This window comes from Kitasatospora sp. NBC_01266, from assembly GCF_036242395.1.
GTDB lineage: Bacteria > Actinomycetota > Actinomycetes > Streptomycetales > Streptomycetaceae > Kitasatospora.
Genome location: NZ_CP108458.1, coordinates 6,396,919 through 6,413,183, shown reverse-complemented (window position 1 = coordinate 6,413,183; position 16,265 = coordinate 6,396,919). Strand labels below are relative to the sequence as shown.

Annotated in this window: 18 protein-coding genes and 1 pseudogene; 12 read left to right on the top strand and 7 right to left on the bottom strand. The window is 70.2% G+C overall.

Going from position 1 to position 16,265, the window contains the following annotated elements:
- Positions 1 to 29: 29 nt before the first annotated feature.
- Both OG403_RS27780 and OG403_RS27775 read right to left on the bottom strand, forming a co-directional pair.
- The gene (locus OG403_RS27780) at positions 30 to 1,169 is read right to left on the bottom strand and encodes a DUF1648 domain-containing protein (protein ID WP_329568986.1); all 1,140 of its coding nucleotides are present in this window, start codon (positions 1,167 to 1,169) and stop codon (positions 30 to 32) included.
- Positions 1,166 to 1,591, bottom strand: a complete 426-nt coding sequence (locus OG403_RS27775) for a GntR family transcriptional regulator (protein ID WP_329568984.1) — start codon at positions 1,589 to 1,591, stop codon at positions 1,166 to 1,168. The genes OG403_RS27780 and OG403_RS27775 overlap by 4 nt, the downstream gene beginning before the upstream one ends.
- A 113-nt stretch (positions 1,592 to 1,704) precedes the next feature.
- Between OG403_RS27775 and OG403_RS27770 the strand changes: the two genes are divergently transcribed.
- The 3 genes from OG403_RS27770 (at position 1,705) to OG403_RS27760 (ending at position 3,837) form a co-directional block, all read left to right on the top strand.
- Positions 1,705 to 2,754, top strand: a complete 1,050-nt coding sequence (locus OG403_RS27770; RefSeq protein WP_329568982.1) for an ABC transporter ATP-binding protein — start codon at positions 1,705 to 1,707, stop codon at positions 2,752 to 2,754.
- A complete protein-coding gene (locus OG403_RS27765; RefSeq protein ID WP_329568980.1) occupies positions 2,751 to 3,545 on the top strand; it encodes a hypothetical protein in 795 nt (264 codons plus the stop codon). Before OG403_RS27770 ends, OG403_RS27765 begins: the two co-directional genes overlap by 4 nt.
- 94 nt (positions 3,546 to 3,639) lie before the next feature.
- Positions 3,640 to 3,837, top strand: a complete 198-nt coding sequence (locus OG403_RS27760; RefSeq protein WP_329568978.1) for a hypothetical protein — start codon at positions 3,640 to 3,642, stop codon at positions 3,835 to 3,837.
- A 591-nt stretch (positions 3,838 to 4,428) separates the two neighbouring features.
- Here the strand turns inward: OG403_RS27760 and OG403_RS27755 are convergent.
- Complete coding sequence (locus OG403_RS27755) at positions 4,429 to 4,872, bottom strand: transposase (RefSeq protein WP_329568976.1); 444 nt, start codon at positions 4,870 to 4,872, stop codon at positions 4,429 to 4,431.
- Positions 4,873 to 5,147: 275 nt separating this feature from the next.
- Here OG403_RS27755 and OG403_RS27750 point away from each other — a divergent pair, with 275 nt between their 5' ends.
- From OG403_RS27750 to OG403_RS27730, 5 genes are all read left to right on the top strand, one after another.
- Positions 5,148 to 5,723 carry a hypothetical protein gene (locus tag OG403_RS27750; RefSeq protein WP_329568974.1) on the top strand — a complete coding sequence of 192 codons (576 nt, stop codon included), beginning with the start codon at positions 5,148 to 5,150 and terminating at the stop codon, positions 5,721 to 5,723.
- 94 nt (positions 5,724 to 5,817) lie between these two features.
- Entirely contained in the window at positions 5,818 to 6,396 is a 579-nt protein-coding gene (locus OG403_RS27745) for an SdpA family antimicrobial peptide system protein (RefSeq protein WP_329568972.1), read from the top strand.
- Between the two features lie 112 nt (positions 6,397 to 6,508).
- Positions 6,509 to 7,429, top strand: a complete 921-nt coding sequence (locus OG403_RS27740; RefSeq protein WP_329568970.1) for a sporulation-delaying protein SdpB family protein — start codon at positions 6,509 to 6,511, stop codon at positions 7,427 to 7,429.
- Entirely contained in the window at positions 7,426 to 8,952 is a 1,527-nt protein-coding gene (locus OG403_RS27735; RefSeq protein ID WP_329568968.1) for a phytoene desaturase family protein, read from the top strand. Before OG403_RS27740 ends, OG403_RS27735 begins: the two co-directional genes overlap by 4 nt.
- 18 nt (positions 8,953 to 8,970) lie before the next feature.
- Complete coding sequence (locus tag OG403_RS27730; protein ID WP_329568967.1) at positions 8,971 to 9,372, top strand: hypothetical protein; 402 nt, start codon at positions 8,971 to 8,973, stop codon at positions 9,370 to 9,372.
- Here the strand turns inward: OG403_RS27730 and OG403_RS27725 are convergent.
- On the bottom strand, positions 9,333 to 9,902 hold the full coding sequence (locus OG403_RS27725) for a TetR/AcrR family transcriptional regulator (RefSeq protein ID WP_329568965.1): 570 nt from the start codon (positions 9,900 to 9,902) through the stop codon (positions 9,333 to 9,335). The two genes, OG403_RS27730 and OG403_RS27725, sit on opposite strands and share 40 nt — an antisense overlap.
- 89 nt (positions 9,903 to 9,991) lie before the next feature.
- On the opposite strand from OG403_RS27725, the gene OG403_RS27720 reads away from it, so the two are divergent.
- Positions 9,992 to 10,870 (top strand): SDR family NAD(P)-dependent oxidoreductase, encoded by an 879-nt coding sequence (locus OG403_RS27720; protein ID WP_329568963.1) that lies wholly within the window; start codon positions 9,992 to 9,994, stop codon positions 10,868 to 10,870.
- A gap of 147 nt (positions 10,871 to 11,017) precedes the next feature.
- Positions 11,018 to 11,284: a hypothetical protein gene (locus tag OG403_RS27715; protein WP_329568961.1), complete on the top strand. Its 267-nt coding sequence runs from the start codon at positions 11,018 to 11,020 to the stop codon at positions 11,282 to 11,284.
- A gap of 52 nt (positions 11,285 to 11,336) precedes the next feature.
- Here the strand turns inward: OG403_RS27715 and OG403_RS27710 are convergent, their stop codons facing one another.
- Positions 11,337 to 12,461 carry an FAD-dependent oxidoreductase gene (locus OG403_RS27710; RefSeq protein WP_329568959.1) on the bottom strand — a complete coding sequence of 375 codons (1,125 nt, stop codon included), beginning with the start codon at positions 12,459 to 12,461 and terminating at the stop codon, positions 11,337 to 11,339.
- Between the two features lie 95 nt (positions 12,462 to 12,556).
- On the opposite strand from OG403_RS27710, the gene OG403_RS27705 reads away from it, so the two are divergent.
- Positions 12,557 to 13,282, top strand: a complete 726-nt coding sequence (locus tag OG403_RS27705) for a TetR/AcrR family transcriptional regulator (RefSeq protein ID WP_329568957.1) — start codon at positions 12,557 to 12,559, stop codon at positions 13,280 to 13,282.
- Between the two features lie 147 nt (positions 13,283 to 13,429).
- Here the strand turns inward: OG403_RS27705 and OG403_RS36780 are convergent.
- Positions 13,430 to 14,167, bottom strand: a pseudogene (locus OG403_RS36780) (GlxA family transcriptional regulator); the annotation flags it as partial.
- 151 nt (positions 14,168 to 14,318) lie between these two features.
- Positions 14,319 to 14,525 carry an MbtH family protein gene (locus tag OG403_RS27690; RefSeq protein WP_329568950.1) on the bottom strand — a complete coding sequence of 69 codons (207 nt, stop codon included), beginning with the start codon at positions 14,523 to 14,525 and terminating at the stop codon, positions 14,319 to 14,321.
- Between the two features lie 534 nt (positions 14,526 to 15,059).
- Between OG403_RS27690 and OG403_RS27685 the strand changes: the two genes are divergently transcribed.
- On the top strand, positions 15,060 to 16,256 hold the full coding sequence (locus OG403_RS27685; RefSeq protein WP_329568947.1) for an MFS transporter: 1,197 nt from the start codon (positions 15,060 to 15,062) through the stop codon (positions 16,254 to 16,256).
- The last annotated feature ends 9 nt before the right edge of the window (positions 16,257 to 16,265 follow it).

The following is a 16,265-nucleotide window of genomic DNA, read 5'->3' as shown; positions in this document are numbered from 1 at the left end:
GAGTGTTCGAGGTTGCTCGGGCGCCGGGCTCAGCTGCCCAGGCGGGTGCTGATGAACGCGGCGATCAGCGGCAGGACCAGCAGCGCGGTGAGCACCGCCCAGCCCGCCGGCCGACCCAGATTGACGGTCCAGCCGATCCCGAACCGCTTGGGCACGAAGACCGCGCTGTCCTCGGAGTTGAGATAGAACACCCCGCCCCGCCAGAAGCGGTCGTCGTCGCGGTTGGCGAGGCCGGTGCCGTGCCCGGTTCGCCGGTCGTCGGCCTGCGCGGCACGGGCGGCGCGCAGCGCGCGCACGGGCAGCACCGCGATCGCGAGCACCGCGGCGGTCGCGAGCACCGGCAGGGCGGTGACGGTGAGCATGGCGGCACCGGAGGGCCGCAGGACGGTCCAGATCATGAAGCTGGTCCCCAGCAGCGACAGGTCGACGCCGAGCGCGAGCAGGACCATTCCGCGAGCGATCCACCGCACCAGGATGCGGTGTTGGGCGGCCGAGGCCATCGGATGCTCGGCGTCCAGCTTCGGTGTGCTGCGCAGCACCAGGACGGTCGCGGCCAGCAGCACCGCGGTGACCGCGGCCTGCAGGAGGACCGGGCCGAAGGCGCTGCCCAGCGAGGTGGCCGCGTGGCCGGCCGGCCGCCCGTGGCTGTTCCAGTGGGTGGTGAGGGAGGCCGGCAGCTGGTGGTAGCGGAACGCCCCGGTGATCGCGGTGGCCGCCGTGACCAGCACGGCCGGCAGGGCCCAGAGCCAGGGGAACCGTTCGTGCTGGGCCTGCGACAGGAGGTCGGCGGCGACGCCCTGGGGAACGTCCTGGTACCAGGCGTGTTCGGCCTTGGCGGCGGCAATGCTGCGGTGCGCGCGGTAGTAGAGCGCCCAGGAGAGCGCGAACAGGGCGGCCAGCGAGGTGGCGGCGGTGGCGGCGAGGGTGTCGGCGGAGCCGGCGGCGAAGGCGTTCGTCGCCGCCGAGGCGAAGGCGACCACCAGGCCGCAGGCGAGCGTGCCGCGGCGGTAGGTCCGGGTGGCGGCGGTGATGACGGGTTCGTCGGCGCGCGCACTGGGCACCCGCACACCGAAGGGCACAGTCGGCGGGACCAGCACGGGCATGGCCCGGAGCAGCCCGCTGAGCGCGAGCAGGAACAGCACCTGAACAGCGATGAAGGCGTCGGTCACTGGCCACCACTGGCGGTCTCGATGTGCGCCGGCTGGGCCGCGGCCTCGAACCCGTCGAGCAGGGCCCGGCAACGCGCCAGGGATTCGGTGCTCGGCATTCCGTGGGCGTGCGCCTCGGCCAGCAGGGTGCGGGCGCGGTCCTCCCAGTCGGCCAGGAAGCCGGGTGCGGGCGGACCGCTGTTGTGGTCGCGGGCGACCACCGCACCGTGCTTGCGGGTCAGGTGCAGCAGGCCTTCCTGGCGCAGCAGGTCGTAAGCCTTGTTGACGGTGTGGAAGTTGATGCCGAAGCGAGCGGCCAGGGCCCGGGTGGAGGGAAGCACGGTCCCCGTGGGAAGCGCCCCGTTGGCGATCCCCTCGACGGTCCGATCACGGATCTGCTGGTAGATCGGCACTTCACTGGTGAGCACGAGTGGGATGAGCATCCCGCCTCCAAGAGTCGCTGTTCTACTGACTGTAGAACAACGGATCGTTGAGGGTCCACCTGTCGGCGGCCCGGCAGCCACACCCCGTCGGATCGTCATCCCGACTCGGTTTGATGGACAGTCAGGACCATCTGTTCTATGTTCACTACATCAAGGCGCCATGGGTGGGAGCGATGGACTTACGACACACCGGCGGACCGGCCTCCAACACGCCGTCCCCTGATCCGACAACCGGCCCGACGACCGGTCCGACAGCCGATCCGGCAACCGGTCCGCTGGACGCCCAAGTGCCCGGCCTGGAGCTCGAGTCGGTGCACGCCGGATATCGCGGCGTCACGACGATCGGGCCGATCCAGGCGACCCTGTCCACCGGAGTGCACGCGCTGCTGGGACGCAACGGGGCCGGCAAGACCACCCTGATGCGGGTCATGGCAGGCATCCTCCGGCCGCTCTCGGGGACAGTGCGGGTGTGCGGCACGGACATCTCCCACGATCCTCGGGCCAAGGACAGGGTCGCCTATCTCGGCCACCGGGCGGCGGTCTCCGCCGAGCTGACGGTCCGCCACAACCTGGAGTTCTGGGCCGGCCTCTACTGCCCGCAGCCGGCGGTTCGCGAGCAGCGGCTCGCGGAACTGCGCGACACCTTCGACCTGTCCGACCTGTGGGAACGGCGCGCGGGCCGATTGAGCCGCGGGCAGCTGCAGCGGGTCGATCTGGCGCGCACCCTGCTGCCCGACCCGGCCGTGCTGCTGCTCGACGAACCCCTCACCGGACTGGATCCGGTGACCTCCGCCCTGGTCCGCACCCTGGTCCGCGACCTGGCACTGACCAGGACGGTGCTGTACTCCACCCACAACCTGCCCGAGGCCCTGACGGTGGCCTCGCAGATCCTCGTCCTCAAGGACGGCACGCTGCGGACCCACAACGACCTCATCCAGGAGTCGGACGCGGGCTACGAGATCCGCTACCGCGGCCGCTGGCCCACGGAGTTGGTGGCCGGTGAAGCGCTGGGCGACCAGCTGGTCCGGGTCACGGTGCAGACCGGCAGCACGATCGGTGCGCTCGTCGCGGCCCTGGTCGAACGGGGCGTGTCCGTGCTCGACATCCGGCATGCCACCGCCGACACCGACGCGTCCATCCGCTCACTCCTGGAGGATCAGTGAACGTCCGCCGCCTGGGGCGAGCCGTCGTCGTCCGGGCCTGGGCCCAGCAGGGGCGCCAGGTGATCGGCATCCCGCTGGCGGCCGCGTTCGGCATCGTCGTGCTGCTGCTCGTCCTGCCCCAGGTCATGCCGGGTGCGCTGCACGGCACCCTGACGCCGCCCGCGACCGGCACCGTCCAGATCCTCAGCCCACACGTCACCGCCACCCAGGCGGCGATGGCCACCGCCCTGATCACCGCCCCCCTGCTGCTGGGCATCGGGGCTTCGCTGATCAGCCTGTCCGTCAGCAGGTCGGTGCTGGCCCCGGACGTCTCCAGCGGCGTCATGGAGAGCCTGCTGGCCACCTCCCTGCCGCCGCGAGCGCTCTTCCTCGGCTACGTCGCCGCGGCCTTCTCGCTGTCGCTGCTCGCCTGGGGCATCCTGGCCGGCGGTTTTCTGGGCCTGGCCCTGCTGGTGATCGGCCTGACCGGCGACAGCGTGCGCGTCACCGGGTCCTACTACGTCACCACGCTGCTGTTCCCGCTGGTCTCCCTGCTGTGGACGGCGTCGCTGATCTCGTTCATCGCCTTCGTCCGGCCGGCCTGGCTGAAGGTCGCCGCGGGACTGAACGGCGGCCCGCTGCGGCTGGGCGCCATCCTGCCCGGACTGGTCTCCGTCGTCGTGATCACGGCGGACCCCGACGCCTACGGCGTCCTGTCCTGGTCCTACATCGCGGGCTGTGCCGCAGCGGCGGCACTGCTCCTGATCACGCTGTCCATGATCTTCGACGAACAGCGGCTCCTGGACGGCTGACCCGTCCCCGCTGACCACCCCCACTGACCACCCCGCTGACCCAGCCCCCGCTGATCTGCCCCTGGGACGCTCACCAGAGATGAGGAAACCCACCATGTCCGACACCATCGCCATGTGCGGCAAACAGCACGTCTTCTGGACCAGCTGGACCGCCGGCGCCTCGATCACCACCGTCAGGCTCGGCCCCCGCCGACTCGGCTGGTGTCCGGCCGGCCGCCACGTCTCCCTGCTCCGCCGGGTCGACGAGCGCGATCTCACCGCGCAGCAGCGCACCCAACTGCAGCCCAACTAACCCGCCATAACCACCTCGGCGATATCGCCGGCCCAGGTACGGAAAACAACGAAGCGGCAGTCGGCCCAGCCGACTGCCGCTTCTTCGTGTCCGGACTCCGAATTATTCCCGACCGCCGGGGCCGAGGAGTCCGTCGACCCGGCAGTACATTCCGCGAAGGGCTGCCGGCGGCGGCGCAACTCATTTTTTCCGGCCAGCCCAGCGGAAATGAGCCGCCGATATCGGACAGGCAGGGAAAATCGGCGGATGTCGGGACTTACGAGCCAAGTCCGCCGGTCGGGTCGGTCGCCGCCGTACTTTTCATTTTCTTCACGCGCCGAGGCTGTCTCAGGTGGCCTCCGGGCAGGTCCGCCCGGAGGCCTGCGGCAGTAACCCTCCAATCGCATTTTCGGCGGCTCTCAGAAAATGATCGAGCCGCCTTGAAAAGCGCTCTGGAAACAGTGGTACGGATCGTCCTCCGGAACTTCTCCCGTCAGTGCCGGGCAGCCGGATCCGGACCGCTGCCACCACCTCGGCCGACCGCCGCCACGAGCGCCGGGGAGTCCCCGACGAGCACCCTTGGCGCGGGAAAACCGCTGGTGGTGACCTGTCTCACCGGCACGTCGCCAGGCACTGGCCGCTTGCCTTGCCGGCACCGGACGCCGCTTGCCCCGCCAGCACCAAACGCTTGCCCACGAGCTCCGCGGAAGCGGCCCGCAGCTTTTCCGTCCAGACCGCATAGAGATCACCGACCCCCATGTCCTGAACCACCCGGTGCAGGCGCTCCCACAATCCGGCATCGGCCCATTGCCGAAATCTCCGGTACGCGGTCTGCCAGGAAACCTCGAAAGTCCCCGGCAACTCTCTCCAGGAGGATCCGGTCACCACGATGAACACGATGGCGGCGAAGACCGACTCGTCGTCGATCCGGCGGGTCCCACCGCCTTGCGGCCGCGCTGCGGCGGTCGGCACAAGGGGTGCGGCGAGCTGCCACAACTGGGCGGGTGCAAGCCACGAATAACGCGATGTCATTTCCTGATCAACCTCCGATGTCACGTTGGGTGCTAGCCACCTGAAACAGGTTCGGACGCTTGCCCGAACGGGTTCGTCTGCATAGTGTCCATCACGTCACGCAGTCCGGTGGGCCTTTTGCCCCGGGCCGCAAGGCAACGGGGGCTCATGGCGCGCATTTGTCCCTGGTTGTTCCATCGGTTCACCGGGCAATCGCAGGCGCTCTCCTCCCAGGAGAGCCCGGCCCCGCTCGGCGACCGACCGGAGAAGCATGCGCTCCGGACCCAGTCCGATCACCGTGAGTAACGAAGGGAATTATGATGCGCATCACTGCCATCCGCGCCGGCGCCGCCGGTGTCCTGATCCTCCTCGCCGCCGGTGCCGCGGCCGCTCCGGCGCTGGCCGCCACCCCGCAGCACGCCACCGCCGCCGCCTACAGCGACGCCGATGTCACCTCGCTGCTGGCGTTCGGCACCGGCCCGATCGCCCAGCAGCACCCCACCACCCTCAAGCAGCTGGGTGAGACCCCCCGGTCAGTCGACGCGAAGACCGTGACCGATCTGACCGGCGCGCTGAACAAGGTGGACCCGAACTACCACGCGGTCGTCGCGCAGGGTCTGCAGAGCCACAACCCGTACAAGGTGCGGGCGGCGCTCACCCAGTACACGGCGGATGTGAACACCCTGGCGAACACCTCCAAGGGATCCGCGGTCAACCCGGACGGCTCCTGGTTCGTCTGGACCTCGGAGGCCATCGTCCAGACCGGGACCGTCGCCACCACCGTGGCGGCCGCCGCAGAGGTCGGCGTGGTCGCGGTCGTCGCCTACGCACACGGCGGCGACGAGTCCGCGTTCACCCAGGAGTCGATCGCCGCCGGTCTCGCCGGCTCGCTGTAATCCCTCACCATCCGCTGGGGTCGGAGCCCGCCGGGCTCCGACCCCAGCGTTCTTGCCGGCGACCACCCGTGCTCAACACCGCGGAGACCTCCCGATGACCACCCCAGAACCCGTCCCCGATCGCGAAGCGGTCCTGTGCCTGCGCGCCTTCCGCGCCGCCATCGCCGTCGTACTGACGTTCCTTCTGCTGACCGTCTTCTTCTCGATGCCCGGCAACGTCCTGACCAGTTCGTGGATGGGCGGGCTGAAGAGCGCCTTCACGATCACCGCCCCGCAGGGCTGGGCCTTCTTCACCAAGGACCCCGAGAGCGTGGAGCTGTACGCCTACCGCTCGACGCCCCAGGGCTACCAGAGCCGGATGCGCACCCCGCAGGTCGAGCCCGCCAACCTGTTCGGGCTCTCTCGTGAACAGCGGGCCCAGGGACCCGAGATGGCCGCGCTGGCCCGCAGCGCGACCACGTGGCAGCCGTGCACCGACAACGACTTCTCCCAGTGCATGCGGAAGGCGTTCGCCCAGCCCGCCCAGGAAGTGGCCAACCAGTCGGCGACACCCACCGTGTGCGGCGACATCGCGCTGGTCGAGGAGAAGCCGACCCCGTGGGCGTACCGCCACTTCACCTCTGACATCAGCCAGGTGCAGGACTCGGCCCATATCCACGTCACCTGTCCGTGAGTCCCACCAGCGAGTCCAGTGAGTCCCAGCAGCGAGTACCACGGCACGTTCCGGGCCGACGAACACGCCAACGACGGTAGGGGGAAGTTAACCGATGAAAACCTTGGACCGGATGGCCACGAGCTTCGATCCACGCACCACCTGGTTCGGCTGGGGTCGCACCCTGCTCGCTCTGGCCCACGTGCTGACCCTGGCCCTCACCGGCCCGGCGTACCTGATGCCCCCGGTCATCGGCGAGGGCCGGGTGCCGCAGTGCGGGGGCATCCGCGCCGTCTCCGCCTACTGCCTCGGCGGAGCGGAGATCGGCCAGGAGTGGCGGCGCTGGTTCATGGTGGCCCTGCTCCTCGTGGTGGCCTCCGGCTACCGGCCGCGGTGGACCGTCCTCCCGCACGCCTGGATCGCCTTCTCGATCGGCGTGAGCATCTCCCTCCCGGACGGCGGGGAGGCCATCGCCCGCATCATCTGCCTGCTCATCATCCCGCTGGGCCTCATCGACGACCGCCGCTGGCACTGGCAGGCAGCCACCACCCGCCTGCGGCCCGTCCCCCAGGGCATCGCCTTCGCCGCCTTCCTCGGGGTGCGGATCCAGCTGGCCGCCCTCTACCTGCAGAGCGGCATCAGCAAGTTCGGCGTCCCCGACTGGCTCAACGGCTCCGCCGAGTACTACATCCTGCGCAACCCGCTCTTCGGCGTAGCGGGACCGCTGAAGCCGCTGCTGCTGTGGATGTCCAACAGTCCCGTCATCGTCGCCGGGATGACCTGGGGCGCCATCGTCATCGAGGTCGTCATCGCGGTCTTCCTGCTCAGCTCCGCCCGCTGGCGACGGATCGCGTTCCTCCTCGACATCGCCCTGCACGCGGGCATCATCGCCACGATGGGCCTGTGGAGCTTCAGCCTCATCATGATCGGCTCCGCGGCCATCGCCGCCCTTCCCGACGCTCCCCCCGCCCCGGCCCAACTCCCCGCCGAACCCGCCCTGGAGACTCCCGCCCAGGTGACGCCGCGGGAGACCCAACTGTCCCCGGCCACATGACCGGCCGCCCGAACCGCCGCCCGAACCGCCATCCGGTCCGCCACCGTGAGGGCGGTCGCGGACCGGACGCCGTCGTCATCGGTACCGGCCCCAACGGCCTGGCCGCAGGCGTCACGCTGGCCCGCGCCGGACTGCAGGTCGAGCTCTTCGAAGCCGCTGACACGATCGGCGGGGGCCTGCGCACGCTGCCGCTGTTCGATTCCGAGGTACTGCACGACATCTGCTCGGCCGTCCACCCGATGGCCCCCGCCTCACCGTTCTTCCGCGCCTTCGACCTGGCCGCCCACGGCGTCGACCTCATCACCCCCACCCTCTCCTACGCACACCCCCTGGCCGACGGACGCGCTGCGCTGGCCTGGCGCGACCTGGCGACCACCGCCGACGCCCTGGGAGTCGACGGACCGGCCTGGCGCGACCTGATGGAACCCCTGATCGCCCACAGCGCCCAAGTGGTCGCCTTCTTCCTCTCCGACCAGCGCACCCTGCCGGCCGACCCGACCACACCGCTCCTGCTGGCCCACCGGATCCTGCGCCACGGCACCGCCCTGGCACACCGTCAGTTCCGCACCGAGGAGGCCGCCGCACTGCTGGCCGGCACCGCCGCGCACGCCATCGGCAGACTGCCCTCGCTGGCCGGCGGAGCCATCGCCCTGCTCCTGGGCCACCTCGCCCACACCACCGGATGGCCGCTGCCCCGGGGTGGCTCCGCCCAGATCGCCAAGGCCATGGCCGCGGACATCACCGCGCACGGCGGCGTGATCCACACCGGGACCCGGATCACCGACCTCGGCGCCCTGCCCCCGAGCCGTGTCGTGCTGGCCGACGTCAGCCCCAAAGGACTCCTGGAGATCGCCGGCGCGAACCTTCCGCACCGCTACGCCCGAGCGCTGGAGTCCTTCCGCTACGGCCCGGCCGCCGCCAAGGTGGACTTCCTCGTCAGCGACCCCATTCCCTGGGCCAACCCCCAGCTGCGCACCGCCGGGACCATCCATCTCGGCGGAACACAGCGCGAGTTGTATGCCGCCGAGTCATCCACCGCCCGAGGCCGACTGCCCCGCCACCCGTTCATGCTGATCGTCGACCCCGCGGTCACCGATCCGGACCGCGCCCGCGCCGGCAGACGCCCGGTCTGGGCCTACGCCCACGTCCCGCACGGCGACCCGGCGAACCGCGCCACCCTGGTCAGGGAGACCATCGAGCGCTACGCCCCCGGATTCCAGGACACCATCCTCGCGGAGCGCGTCGTCAGCGCCGCCCAGTGGGAGGCCTACAACCCGAACTACGTCGGAGGCGACATCGGCGCGGGCGCGATCACCCTGCGCCAGACCTTCTTCCGCCCCACCATCCGCTGGAACCCCTACCGCACCCCACTGCCGGGCCTCTACCTCTGCTCCGCCTCCACACCCCCCGGCCCCGCCGTCCACGGCATGCCCGGCTACCTGGCCGCCCGGTCCGCGCTACGCCGCGAATTCGGCATCCACCTACCCAAGACCGCCTACCCCGCGGCCAGTTCACCTCGCTGACCCGCCACGGCCACGGCGGTGCCGGAATGTCCGTCCCCCGGCGCCCCCGGCACCCCCATCAGCGGCGTCACCGTCCCCGGCGTCACCGTCACCCCGGGCACCCCTGCCAACCCCGGTACCCCGGGCACCCCCATCGGCGGCATCTCCGGCACCCCGGGCACCCCGGTACACGGTGGCGGTGGCGTTGGCACCGCCGGCGTTGTCCACCCGCAGGTGAAGAACGGCAGGAGCCCGCTCGTCACCGGCTCCGCCCTGGGTGCCTCGGTCGTCGCCGGCGACAGCACCAGCAAGAACTCCGGCTGGCTGCTCACCTCACAGAGCAACGGCCGGTACGAGATCACCAGCGCCGTCTCCGGCCCGGCACCGCGGGTCACCCCGGATCAGCCGGTGCGCAGACCCTCCAGGAGCGCCGTCAGATAGCGCCGGGCGGTGTCGGCGCGGGCAGCGCCGGCACCGCCGTGGACGGTTGCGGCGTAGGCGATTCCGCACATCAGCGGGACCAGGTCGGCGGAGGCCAGATCGGCGCGCACGACCCCGGCGTCACGGGCCCGGTCGAACAGCCGTCCACCGAGCGACCACAGTGCCCGTTTCAGTTCGGTGGTGTGCGCAAGGGCATCCGTGGGCGCCGCGGTGACGGTGGACAGCGAGGCGTCGGTGACCTGCACCTCGACGGTGCGGATCAGGAAGCCGGCGAGCGCGCGCCAGGGATCGTCGTCGTCCAGCGCCTGCTCACCGTGGGCGACGAGCATCTCCAGGCTACGGGTGGCGACGGTCTCCAGGAGCGCCTCGGCGGTCGGGAAGTGCCGGTAGACGGTGCCGACGCCCAGGCCGACACGGCGGGCGACGTCGTTGAGCTGCAGCGGTACGCCTTCGTCCACGAGATCCCGGGCCACGGCGACGATCTGCTCCCGGTTGCGGGCGGCGTCCTTGCGCAGCGGTGGGGTCGTCATCGGAGCAGTCTAACTGGATAGCCCATCCGAATCTGCTATGGTCCCGGGAAGCGGATAGTCCATCCGTATTTGCCGGGAGGGGATGTGCGATGAAGCAGACAGCACTGGTCACAGCGGGGACGGCCGGAATCGGCTGGGAGACGGCCCTGGGACTGGCCGCAGCCGGACTCGCGGTCACCGTGGTCGGCCGCAACGCCGAACGCGGCGCCCGTGCGGTCGAACGGATCAATGCCACGGCACCGGCGCATCCCGCCCGGTTCATGGCCGCCGACCTCGCCTCGCTCGACGCGGTCCGCACGCTCGCCGACCGGATCCTCGCCGAAGGCCCACTGACCGTCCTGGTCAACAACGTCGGGGCGATGTTCGCGGACCGGCAGGACTCGGCCGACGGGATCGAGGCGAGCTTCGCGGTCAACCACCTCTCGCCGTACCTGCTGACCGAACTGCTGCTGCCCTCGCTGCGGGCAGCAGCACCGAGCCGGATCGTGAACGTGACCTCCGGCGCGGTGGGGCTCGCCAAGCGGAGCTTCGACGCCGTCGAGCCGCCCGGCGGCTACTACGGCTTCCACTGGTACGGCCGTGCCAAGCTCGCCAACCTCGCCTACACCCTGGACCTGGCCGGCCGACTCGACGGCACGGGCGTCTCGGTCTTCGCCGCGGACCCCGGCGGCGCCGCGACCGACATGACCAACGGCACCCTGCGCGACCCGAGGATCGTGTCCCCCGGGCTGCGTCTGCTCTGGCCGCTCGTCCGACGGAAGTTCGAACGCTCGACCTCGGGCCCGGCCTCCGTGGCGGCCAAGCCGTCGATCTTCGCCGCGACCGACGCCTCGCTGACGGGCCGGACCGGCGTCGTCATCGGACCCCTGGCCCAGCCGGTCGCACCCTTCCGCGCCGCAGCCGATCCCCGCCTCGCCGAAGCCGTCCACCGCCTCAGCCGGCACCTCGCGCCGCTCATGGCCACCTGACCCACGCGCGCACGCCGCACTCGGGGTCGCGGTGCGGGGGTCCGGGCGAGTCAGCCACCGGTCGGACCGTCGCCGAGGACGTTGTCGAGGTAGGCCGCCAGCGAGGCGCGCAGGGCTTCGGGTTCCCGTCTTCCGATCGTCGATCAGGTGTGCCACGAGGTCGGCGCGGATGGCGGCCAGCAGTGCGTGGGCGGTGAAGTCCGCGCCGTGGACGCCGGGCACCCGGTCCAGCGCCAGGCAGAGGTTGTGGTGCAACCAGCCGTAGTGATCGGCCTGGTACGGGCTGCTGAGCCCGGCGTCCTCCGCGGCCGACATCAGACGACGGTTCTCGATCTTGAAGCGCAGCGCGGTGTCGAGGAGGTCCCGCACCTGCTGCGCGCCGCGGGGCTCGTCCCGTCGCGGTTGCGACCGTGATCCCGAGGACGCGGTTGCGGGTCCGGTCGGTCGCACCAGGTGCGCTTCGACCTCAGGAGAGTTTCGCTTCGGGGGCGAAGGCGGGCAGCTTCTCGAGACTGCTGCGCACGGCCGCCGCGCCGTACTCGAACATCTGCCGCTCGTAGTCGTCGACCGCGCCGAGCAGATCCTGGCGGCCTTCGGCTGCCTCGATCAGGCGGCGGCGCAGCAGGTCGGCGTCGCGCAGTGCGGTGTTCGCGCCGTTGCCGCCGGTCGGGGAGGTGGCGTGGATCGCGTCGCCGAGCAGCGTGACCGGGCCGGGCGCCCAGCGTTCGCCGGGCTTGACCACCCGGATGGACAGCAGGGTGCTGTTGTCCGGGTCGGCCTGCTCGATCAGCGCGCGCAGCTCCGGGTGCCAGCCTTCCATCCTGGACAGCACGGCGTCCTGCGCGGTCAGGTTCTCCAGCGAGCCGTTCGGCGGCAGGATCATGGCCCAGCGCACGTAGTCGCCGATGTCGGGCAGTGTGACTTCGGGGGCCAGTTGCTCGGCGGCCTGCTTCGGCGGGGTACGGAAGCGCATCGCGCCGAGCAGCAGGCTGACGCCGTCGCCCGCGATCTTCGAGCCGTATGCCTTGGACAGGCCGGCGAACTCGTCGGTCAGCGGGGTGCGGCCGATGACGAACCGGACGCCGGTGTCGGTCGGGGTGGTCTGCGGCGACAGCACCCGGCGGACCGCGGAGGTGACGCCGTCCGCGCCGACGAGCAGGTCGGCGGTGGCCGGGTCGCGGCGGACGAACCGGGCCTGGACCTTGCCGTCGGCCAGCACGTCGTAGCCGGTCAGCGCGGCGTCGGTGTGCACGGTGAGGCCGGTCAGCAACAGGTGTCGCAGCACCTGCCGGTCGACCACGATGCCGGTCCGGCCCGCGCCGAGCCTGCCGATCTCGTTCAGCTGCCGGTCCAGGATCAGCTGCTCGGCGGAGGCCTCCATGACGATCTCGTCCAGCAGCGGGTGCCAGCGCGTCGGCAGGCAGTCGCGCACCGCCTGGAAACCGATCGGGTCCAGCACGAGCCGGTAGCCCTGGAACCGTGCGGCGATCCCCGGGTCGCGCTCGAACACGTCGGCCTCGATCCCGGCACCACGCAGACCCTGCGCGAGGGCCAGACCTCCCAGACCGGCTCCGACAACGGAAACCCGCATCACACACCTCCGGAACATCGATACGAACTTAGTTCGTTCTGACGATCTAAGTTCGTATCAACGAACTTAGATCGTGTCAAGGTATGGTGGTCGGCATGTCCGCCGATCCCCGCCAACGCCGCGCAGCTCGCCACGCCCAACCCGCAGCGGAGGTCGCCGCGTCGGCGCCACGCAAGAAGCCGATCACCGTCGAACGGATCACCGACGCCGCCCTGGAAGTCGTCGCCACCGAGGGGTACGACGCACTGACCATCCGCCGGGTCGCCGCCGTGCTCGGCACCGGTCCGTCCTCGCTGTACGCGCACATCGTCAACAAGGACGACATCGACGATCTGCTGATCGGCAGGCTCTACGCCGAGGTCGTGCTCCCCGAACCGGACCCGGCCGCCTGGCGCGAGCAACTGCTCGGGGTGTACACGCAGATCCGCGACCTGTACCTGAAATACCCTGGCGTCTCGCGCGCCGCACTGGCCATGGTGCCGACCAACCTGGAAACGCTGCGGGTCGGCGAAGGGATCCTGGCGATCCTGCTCGCGGGCGGCATCGAACCGCGAACGGCCGGCTGGGCCCGCGACGCGCTCTCCCTCTACGTCAGCGCCTACGCACTGGAGCAGTCGCTGGTCCGGCAACGGCGCCGGCGCCAGGATCAGGAATGGGTGCTCAGCCACCAGGAGTTGCTGGACCGCTTCACCGCACTGCCCGCCGAGAGATTCCCGCAGACCCGACGCCACGCCGCCGAGCTGATCTCCGGCACCGGACCCGACCGCTTCGAGTTCGCCCTCGGCCAGCTCATGAACAATCTGCGGCCCGCATCCGGCTGACCTGCGGCGTGCGGTGGCCACCTGGTGCCGAGACGATGACAAGTCGCCTCTCGTACGGGGAAGTCCGTTCACCCTGAACGATCGGCGAACGGACCATCAGCGGCCATCGGTGCCGGTCGGCACCACAGCTGTCCCGGTTCATCGCACTCAACGACCTTGCTGGGCCCGGCACAGGGCCGCGCGGTGGGCGGAGGGGGTGGTGCCGTAGCGGGCCTGGAAGGCTTGGCGCATGGTCTCGGTGGAGCCGAAGCCGCAGCGGCGGGCCACGGCGGTCAGCGGGAGGGCGGTGGACTCCAGCAGGCGGGCGGCGGCCTCACTGCGGGCGGCGCGGACGAAACGGGCCGGAGGCTCGCCGAGTTGGGTGAGGAAGAGCCGGGAGAGGTGGCGTTCGCTGACGCCGGCCCGGGCAGCGAGGGCGGCTTTGCCGAGGTCGGCGTCGAGGTTGCCGGTGATGTGCAGGACGATCTGCCTCAGGGTCCGGCGCTCGGGCGGCAAGTCCTTGACGTAGAGGGACAACTGCGCCTGGTTTCCCGGGCGTTGCATGTAGGTGACCAGTCAGCGGGCCACCGTTCGAGCCAGGTCGGGACCGTGGTCGGCCTCCACCAGGGCGAGGGTGAGATCGACGGCGCTGGTCACGCCGGCGGAGGTGCAGACGTCCCCGTCGATGACGTAGAGCGGACGGGGGTCCACGGTGACCGCCGGGTGCCGGCGGGCCAGCTCGTGGGCGTAGGCCCAGTGGGTGGCCACCCGGCGCCCGTCCAGCAGGCCCGCCGCGGCGAGCAGGGCGGAACCCGTGCACACCGAGGCCACCCGGCGACTGCGTTGCGCCAACCGCCTTATCTGGGCGATGAGTTCGGCCTGGTAAAGGCGGCCCGCGCCACCCACGCCGTAACCTCAGGGATCGCAGGGGCAACAGCAGGATGCAACGACATCGCGCCGATCCTCCTCACTTCCCCGCGAAGCAACCGGACCCAACCACCATCCCACCCCAGAACGCCGCACGTCAGCCAAACGCTACGAATCGGGCGACAGGGTCCTACAGCGCCGCGCGAAGGCCCGCCGGGCGAATGTCCATCCAGTTGGCCCCGACGTACGCCAGGCATTCGGCGCGGCCGCCCACTCCAAACACCGCCCGCCAGCCGGTCGGCACCTCCAGCCCGTCCGGCCAGAGCGAGTGCTGCTCCTCGTCGTTCACCAGCACCAGGTAGCCGGCGGATGCGTCCTCGAAGGGATCGGTGGACATCTCAGGCCTCCAGAACGGAAGGGTCGAAGGAACCGCGCATCGATGTCGCGGATAGCCCAACTGGACGGCGGGTCTCGGAGGATCGCTCGACGCCTCTCACGTGCCGACCATCAGCCTGGCACACAAGTCACGGAGTGATCAAGGGTCGTCGGGGCCCAGCCGGCGACGGCCCGAGAAGGAGGCCGCCATAGACTCCGACCCGAGCCCCCCCTGTGGCGAGAATCACATTTGCATACCCACGGTCAGCGATTGAGCGGCCAGCCGCAGCCACTCCCGCCGGATGAATCCGGGCCAAACTTTCTGAATGCGAATCGCAGAAAAATATTTGTACGCAACTCTAGGCAATGATGTCCACTTTGACCGCTTTGCCATAGGTGTCACCGCCAGGTTCTTCCGGGCTGATCCTGGTTGGACCGAGAGACACCAGATGTCCAGTTTGTCTACTATGATGGAAGTGACGGGAATTATCTTCCTTGGCTGGTGACACAGGCATGAGGTAGTCATATCGGCATGCAACTGATCCCTCCTGGGGGCGTGACCCGTTCCCTGGCCTTCGCAGCGGTTGTTAACACCTTTGGCAACGGGCTGTATCTCGTGCTCAGTGCCTTGTTCTTCACCCGCATCGTCGGACTGTCGGCGGCGAACGTCGGCCTCGGACTCTCCGGGGCCGCGCTGGTCGGACTCGCGGCCAGCACTCCGATGGGCTACCTGGCCGACCGATTCGGGCCACGCAACCTTGCCGTGGGGTGGTTCGCGGCCCAATCCGTGGCCCAGGTCGCGATGGTCTTCGCGCACTCCTACCTCTGGTTCCTGGTCGTCATCGTGCTGGACAGGCTGATCGACGCCGGGGCGCGCGGGGCCTGGGGTGCAGTGATGGCCAACGCCGTCCCGGAGGATCAGCGCCTACGGACCCGTGCCTACCTGCGCTCGGCGACCAACCTCAGCATCACGGTGGGTGTGCTGGTCGCGGGTGTCGCTCTGACTGCCGACACACGCTCCTGGTATGTCGGGATGTTCCTCGCCAACGCGGTGACCACGATGCTCGCCGCGCTGATCCTGCTGCGCGTGCCGACGATCCCACCGGTTCCCAAGCCGGCCAACGGGCCACGGCTGGGCTCCCTGCGAGACCGTCCGTTCCTCACCTTCACCGTGGTCGACGGCTTGCTGTCCATGCACTACGTCGTCGTGGAATTCGCGGTGCCGCTGTGGGTCGTGTCGGCCACCGGCGTACCCCGGTGGACGGTTTCGGTTCTCGGCATCATCAACACAGTGATGTGCTTCCTGTTCCAGACGCGGGCGGCGAAGGGGGCCGACCAGATCGCAGCGGCCGCTCGCCGCTCGCGCTGGGCGGGATTTGCCGTCGCCGGCGCCTGCGTCCTCTACGCAGCCGCGGCCGGCCGCCCGACCTGGCTCGCCGTGGTGCTGCTGGTCCTCGGGACGCTCGTTCATGTCGCCGGCGAACTGTGGCAGGCGGTCGGCGGCTGGGGAATCTCCTTCGGCCTGGCACCGAAGGATGCCCAGGGTCAGTACCAGGCCACGTACTCCATGGGCAACGGGCTCGCCCGGACCTTGGCGCCCACTGTGCTCAGCCTGCTGGTCATCGGGTGGGGTCGCCCCGGTTGGCTACTCCTCGCGGTGGTCTTCGCCTGCTGCGGCTCCGTCATCCCCCCCGTCGTGTCCTGGGCACAGGGGAAGCGCGAGCGGGAACCCGAAGCGGCCGTGACGGCCTGACAATTCCCC